We start from the raw sequence: 6069 nt of genomic DNA, 5'->3' as shown, positions 1-6069 counted from the left end.
GGCCGCCCCAAGAGCACGGCGAAGAAGACCCGCACGGTGGAGCTCACCCTCACGGTGACGGGCACCGCCGAAGGCGAGTGGCAGGCCGACCTGGTCCACGGCACGCAGCGCGTGGTGTCGGGCCTGGTGATCCCGGCCATCGCCGTGGCCAAGGCAGCCAAGGAGCTGCACGCGGACATCGCGGAGGGCATCGAGTCCGTGCTGGAGGCGGCGCGCGACCAGCACCGCACCCGCATGGAGGAGCTCGAGGCAGAGCTGGCCAGGGTGAAGGCCCAGCTGGCAGAGCTCTCCGACGAGTAGGCAGCATCAAGCAGAAAGGGCGGCCCGCACAACAAGCGGGCCGCCCTTTCGCGCACAAGGGTCCGGGGCAGAGCCCCGCACAGCGAACTACCGAGAAGGATCCAGAACCAGCTTCCCCGCGGTACGACGAGCCCGAAGATCCTCATGGGCCTGCCGGATCTCCGACATCCCGTACTCCCCACCGGGAACAGCCTTCAAAGACCCGTCCACGACAAGCGCGAACAACTCAGCCATGGCCCGATGCGCCAAAGTCCCGTGCTCAGCATCCCGAACCTTCAGGGCGTGAGGCAGCCACATACCCGCAACGGTCGTGGAGTGCACCAGCAACGCCCCGAGGTCAACCGGCTTCGGCCTTTCCCGCGAGGCCATGCCATAAAACGCAAGCCGCCCAAACGGAGCCAGCGCGACCAACGACTGATCAGTGGTAGCCCCTCCAGTCATGTCCAGCACGACGTCGACCCGCCGCCCACCGTTGGCCTCGATCAAGGCAGCGGTCATGTCCGAAGAACGAGAATCAACAGCGACATCAGCACCGAGGTCGAGAGCCAGCTTCCGCTTCTCCTCAGAAGAAGCCGTGGCGATCACACGACCGGCACCCCACAACTTGGCCAGCTGAACAGCGATCGTCCCCACACCACCAGCGGCGGCGTGAACGACAACCGACTCCCCAGGCTCCATGTGGGTCGATTTGCGCAACAACAACCAGGCGGTAGCACCCTGGACGACCATCGACAACGCAGTCAGGTCGTCCACACCGTCAGGAACGCCGAAGGTGGTCAGAGCAGGCGCGACAGCCTTCTCCGCATACCCGCCGGAGTTCTTGGTGAGCGCGACGACCCGACGCCCGTCAGCGGTGGTCCCGGCGACCTCACCGCCGGGAACCAGCGGCAGCGTCATCCGAGCCAGGTAGGAGTTCTCCGCCTGGTGCGTGTCCGCGTAGTTCAGCCCGGCGCGCGAGACGGTGATCAGCACCTCGCCCTCGCCGGCGACGGGGTCGGGCAGCTCCACCTGCTGGAGCACCTCGGGCCCGCCGAACTCGGTGATCTGGATGGCACGCACGTCAGCTCTCCTTGAGCGCGAGGGAAACGGGGTCCTTGCGAGCGCCTTCGACCCGCGAGCCATCGGCGGCACGCGGTCCGGGCGGGTTCCGGAAGCCGAACGGCTCGGACTCACGGCCGGCCTGCACGAACCAGGCCTCACCGGTGCCGGAACCTTCCACAATGGACATGAAGGTGTCCACCACAGCGGACACGGGCAGGATCGGCATGCCGATCTCGTCCAGCGTGGCGCGCAACGGCGTGATGATGTTCGTGTCGGCGAACGCGGGGCACAGCGCGTTGATGCGCACGTCCGGATAGGCGCCACCGAGCGACCGGACCAGTCCGACGACGGCGGCCTTGTTGGCGCCGTAGACAGGATCGCCAGGCATCGGCATGAGGCCGGCCATGGACGCGGTGGCGATGATCTGCCCACCGCGAGAACGAACCGCCGGCAACGCGTGGTGCGCGCCGTAGACAACGCCGTCGAGGTTGATGGCCATCGCACGCCGGTAGGTCTCGACGTCGAAGTCGTCGCCCAGCGAACACCCGGTGCCGATGCCGGCGTTCAGGAAGGCGATGTCCAACCCGCCGAACTCGCGCACGGCCACCTCGACCGCGGCGGCCGAGTCCTCTGGCCGGGTCACGTCGCAGCGCACGAAGACGCCGCCGACCTCGCCGGCGACGACCCTGCCCTGCTCCTCGTCCACGTCGGCGACCACGACCGAGACGCCGAGAGGAGCCAGGCGACGGGCCGCGCCGGCGCCGATGCCGTTGGATCCGCCGGTGATGAGCGCGACCTTGCCGCTGAGTTCCACGGGCACCTGCCTCCTTGCAGCTGGAGCAACTTCCGGGCAACATTCCGACCAGTCGGTATGGTCGTCCGCACGACGCTGGACGTCAAGCGGACTGATAGGTACGTTACTAAGCGCTTGCTTAGCTCACCATCCCCCAACGAAGGAGGACCCGTGGCCGACAGGGTTGCGATCGTCACCGGCGCGGCGCGCGGCATCGGTGCCGCGGTCGCGCAGCGTCTCGCCGCGGACGGCCTGGCCGTCGCGTTGTTCGACCTCGACGAGCAGGGTGTGCGCGACGGCGCCGACAAGATCGCCGCGGGCGGTGGGCGCGCTCTCGGCCTGAAGGTCGACGTGGCCGACGAGGAGCAGGTCGACGCCGCGGTCGCGAAGGTCGCCGAGGAGCTCGGCGCGCCGACCGTGCTGATCAACAACGCCGGTGTGCTGCGGGACAACCTGCTGTTCAAGATGTCCGCGAGCGACTGGGACACGGTCATGAACGTGCACCTGCGCGGCGCCTTCCTGATGAGCAAGGCCGTGCAGGCGTTCCAGACGAAGGAAGGCTTCGGCCGGATCGTCAACCTGTCGAGCACGAGCGCGCTCGGCAACCGCGGCCAGGCCAACTACTCCGCCGCCAAGGCCGGTCTGCAGGGCTTCACGAAGACCCTCGCGATCGAGCTGGGCAAGTTCGGCGTCACGGTCAACGCGATCGCGCCCGGTTTCATCGCCACCGAGATGACCAAGGCGACCGCCGAGCGCATGAAGATCTCGTTCGAGGACCTCGTCAACGGTGCCGCGCAGGCCATCCCGGTCGCGCGCGTCGGCCAGCCGGAGGACATCGCGCACACCGCGTCGTTCCTGGTGAGCGAGGGTGCCGGGTTCGTGTCCGGCCAGGTCATCTACGTCGCCGGCGGACCGAAGGACTGACGACCATGCGCACGTTCGAGAACATCGACGAGTTGGTCGCCGCGAAGGGCGAGCACCTCGGGTTCGGCGAGTGGCACGAGATCACGCAGGAGCAGGTCGACCTGTTCGCCGACGCGACGCTCGACCACCAGTGGATCCACATCGACGTCGAGAAGGCGAAGCAGGGCCCGTTCGGCGGGCCCGTCGCGCACGGCTACCTGACGTTGTCGCTGGTCCCGTACCTGGTGCGGGACGTCTACACCGTCAAGAACATCAAGATGGGCGTCAACTACGGCAGCAACAAGGTGCGCTTCCCGCAGCCGGTGCTCGTGGGCTCCAGGGTGCGCGGCGGTGTCGAGCTGCTGGACGTCTCGGACATCGCGCTGGGCAAGCAGCTCGTGACCAAGGTCGTCATCGAGATCGAGGGCAGCTCCAAGCCCGCGTGCGTCGCCGAGATCGTCAGCGTGATCGTTCCGTGAGGCTGTGGATCAGCAGGTCCGCGTAGTACTCCGCGAGCCGTCCGGCGGGGATGTCCCCGTCCGGGCGGTACCACGTGCCGAGCTGGTGCAGCGACCCGAAGAAGTAGTACGTGGCGACGTCGGCGGGCACGTCGGCGCGGAAGGTGCCGTCCTGCTGCCCCTCCTCGACCAGGCCGCGGAACTTCTCGTGGAAACGCCGCCGTTCCGCCCGCACCTCCCGCTGCTTCTCCGCGGAGAGGTGGTTCATCGAGCGGAAGAACACCTTGGCGGCGTCGAAGTCGTCGACGCTGGTGACGATCACGTCGATCGCGGCCTCGCGCAGCCGCTTGGCGACCGGCCCGTCCGCCGCGGCGATCTTCTCCAGGTGCTCGGTCTGCAAGCGCAGCAACCGCCCGTAGATCTCGTGCAGCAGGTCGTCCTTCGACCCGAAGTAGTGGTACATAGCGCCTTTGGTGACACCGGCGCTCTCCACGATCTCCTGCACGGCGACCCGCTCGTAGCCCTTTTCCGCGAACAGGCGGGTGGCGGCGTCGATCAGTCTTTCAGGCACGGTCACGACCGGAGCGTACCTCCCGACCGAGGAGAATCCAGGCAATGATCAGTCGCTGGACCGTCGTCGCCGACCGCGAGGACCTCACCGAAACCGAAGTCCTGCACGACGAACTGCCCGAGCTGTCCGACTGCGAGGTGCTCCTCCGCGTGCACCGCGTCGGCCTCACCGCCAACAACGTCACCTATGGTGTGATCGGCGACCGGTTCGGCTACTGGGACTTCTTCCCCGCCGGCGGCCCAGGCCAGGGAGTGATCCCGCTGTGGGGCTTCGCCGACGTCATCGACTCCACATTGGACGCCCTGCCCGCCGGTACCCGCGTCTACGGCTACCTGCCGATGTCGAGCCACCTGATCGTGCGCGCGAGGCTGACCTCGGCCGGTTTCGTCGACACGGCCGACCACCGCGCCGACCTGCCCGCCGTCTACAACAGCTACCTGGTCACCACGCGAGACCCCGCCTACGACGAGCAGCTCGAAGACCTCCAGGTCCTCTACCGGCCGCTGTTCCTCACGTCGTTCCTGCTGGCGGACCGGCTGGCCGACAACGACTTCCACGGCGCCCGCACGGTCGTCATCTCCTCGGCGTCCAGCAAGACGGCGTTCGGCACCGCCCACTGCCTGCGCTCCCAGGGCGTCCGGCTCGTGGGCCTGACCTCGCCCCGCAACGTGGAGTTCACCGCCGGTCTGGGCCTCTACGACACCGTGCTGCCCTACGACGCCGCCGTGGACGTCGAGCCTTCGGTGTACCTGGACTTCAGCGGTTCGGCCGACGTGCGTTCGGCCCTGCACGACCGCCTTGGCCCCGACCTGGTGAAGGACGTCTCGATCGGCCTCACCCACCAGACCGCCTCGCGGGACACGCGGTCGGAGTTCTTCTTCGCGCCGGACCAGCTGCGCAAGCGCACCTCCGACTGGGGCTCCGACGGCTTCGCTGAGCGGTTCGGCACCGCCTGGCGCTCGTTCACCGCTCAGGCCGGTGACTGGGTCTCCGTCGTGCACCACAGCGGCCCGGACGAGCTGGTCGACGTCTGGCGGGCCGTGGTCGCCGGGAAAGCGGACCCGGCCAGGACCGACGTCATCACCTTCTGAACGGGCCGAACTCGCCGTCCTTGACGGTCGCGAGGAACGCACCCCAGGCGGGCGCCGCGACGGTGGCGTCCGCCCGGCCCTTCGAGTCGCGGATGCGGGCTGCGAAGCCGTCCAGGGCGATCTCCACGCAGGCGCCGTTCGCGCCATTGTTGCTGCGGCTGCTCTTGCGCCACACAGCAGACACGTCGATCCCTACCTCTCGGCAGCCAGCCTCCCGATCCACTCGGCTGACTCGTCCGGAGTCAAGGCCAGTTTCGAGAGGTGCTTGTAGACGAGTCTACTGGCCTTCACCCTCTCGACCTCCTCGATGTGGGCGGCGCCCGCGGCGTGCTCGACGTACAGCACGGTCATCTCACCTGGGTACGCGAAGTCCAGCAGGATGAACGACCCGTTCTGCCCGTCGTGCATGCCGGCCGACCGCGAGAGGATCTGCACCGTCACGTTCGGCAGCCGACTCATGTGTTCGACGTGCATCAACTGATCGCGGTCCGCTTGCCGGAGGGCGGCCTCGTCGATGATCGCGTGATACTCGAGCGGCTCATCACCGACCAGGCGTTGTTGCCGCTGCATTCGGACTGCCACCTGGTTCTGGATCCACCTTCGCGAGTGCTGTGCCCTGGCACTCGCGAACGACTCGCGCATGTAGTGCTCGGTTTGCAGCAGACCGGGGACATAGCCGAGTTGGAACTCGCACACCTTGATCGCGTCGTGTTCCAGGCTGATGTAGCCCTGATCATCGAGGCCGTAAGGGTGCCACCAGCCCTTCTCGCCGGCTCGTTCCCACATCTCGATGAACGGCGCCTCCTCCGAGACGAGCACGCCGTAGAGGTCGAGCATCGCGCGCAGGCCGTGGTACTCCGGCAGCTGGCCGTTCTCGATGCGGCTCAGCTTCTGGTAGTTGTAGCGCAGCCG

9 protein-coding genes are annotated in these 6069 nt (G+C 67.7%); 4 read left to right on the top strand and 5 right to left on the bottom strand.

All coding sequences use genetic code 11. The features are described 5' to 3' along the window. The coding region (locus tag VM306_RS40355; protein WP_325524856.1) for a DUF6319 family protein at positions 1-300 on the top strand (300 nt) is incomplete at its 5' end. Positions 301-387: 87 nt separating this feature from the next. On the opposite strand, the gene VM306_RS40350 is transcribed toward VM306_RS40355, so the two are convergent. Both VM306_RS40350 and VM306_RS40345 read right to left on the bottom strand, forming a co-directional pair. Beyond that, a complete protein-coding gene (locus VM306_RS40350; protein ID WP_325524852.1) occupies positions 388-1359 on the bottom strand; it encodes an NADPH:quinone oxidoreductase family protein in 972 nt (323 codons plus the stop codon). 1 nt (position 1360) lies between these two features. Then, the gene (locus tag VM306_RS40345; RefSeq protein WP_325524849.1) at positions 1361-2161 is read right to left on the bottom strand and encodes an SDR family NAD(P)-dependent oxidoreductase; all 801 of its coding nucleotides are present in this window, start codon (positions 2159-2161) and stop codon (positions 1361-1363) included. A gap of 144 nt (positions 2162-2305) precedes the next feature. On the opposite strand from VM306_RS40345, the gene fabG reads away from it, so the two are divergent. Together fabG and VM306_RS40335 are read left to right on the top strand one after the other, a co-directional pair. Next, positions 2306-3058: a 3-oxoacyl-ACP reductase FabG gene (fabG, locus tag VM306_RS40340; protein ID WP_325524847.1), complete on the top strand. Its 753-nt coding sequence runs from the start codon at positions 2306-2308 to the stop codon at positions 3056-3058. 5 nt (positions 3059-3063) lie between these two features. Beyond that, positions 3064-3516, top strand: a complete 453-nt coding sequence (locus tag VM306_RS40335; protein ID WP_325524845.1) for a MaoC family dehydratase — start codon at positions 3064-3066, stop codon at positions 3514-3516. Here VM306_RS40335 and VM306_RS40330 read toward each other — a convergent pair. Then, positions 3497-4072 (bottom strand): TetR/AcrR family transcriptional regulator, encoded by a 576-nt coding sequence (locus tag VM306_RS40330; protein WP_325524843.1) that lies wholly within the window; start codon positions 4070-4072, stop codon positions 3497-3499. The genes VM306_RS40335 and VM306_RS40330 overlap by 20 nt on opposite strands. A gap of 38 nt (positions 4073-4110) precedes the next feature. On the opposite strand from VM306_RS40330, the gene VM306_RS40325 reads away from it, so the two are divergent. Beyond that, positions 4111-5157, top strand: coding sequence for a DUF2855 family protein (locus VM306_RS40325; RefSeq protein WP_325524841.1), 1047 nt, complete (start codon positions 4111-4113; stop codon positions 5155-5157). Here VM306_RS40325 and VM306_RS40320 read toward each other — a convergent pair. Together VM306_RS40320 and VM306_RS40315 are read right to left on the bottom strand one after the other, a co-directional pair. Next, positions 5147-5341, bottom strand: a complete 195-nt coding sequence (locus VM306_RS40320; RefSeq protein WP_325524838.1) for a DUF397 domain-containing protein — start codon at positions 5339-5341, stop codon at positions 5147-5149. The genes VM306_RS40325 and VM306_RS40320 overlap by 11 nt on opposite strands. A gap of 8 nt (positions 5342-5349) precedes the next feature. Beyond that, positions 5350-6069: DUF5753 domain-containing protein (locus VM306_RS40315; RefSeq protein WP_325524836.1), on the bottom strand; the 720-nt coding region annotated here is incomplete at its 5' end.

This window comes from Lentzea sp., from assembly GCF_035525475.1.
Classification (GTDB): Bacteria; Actinomycetota; Actinomycetes; order Mycobacteriales; family Pseudonocardiaceae; genus Lentzea.
This window is presented reverse-complemented; position numbering and strand designations above follow the sequence as displayed.

Bases quoted from the DNA above. Each gene is read 5' to 3' on its own strand.
- VM306_RS40335 (WP_325524845.1), top strand. From the start codon at position 3,064: ATGCGCACGTTCGAGAACATCGACGAGTTGGTCGCCGCGAAGGGCGAG.
- VM306_RS40325 (WP_325524841.1), top strand. From the start codon at position 4,111: ATGATCAGTCGCTGGACCGTCGTCGCCGACCGCGAGGACCTCACCGAA.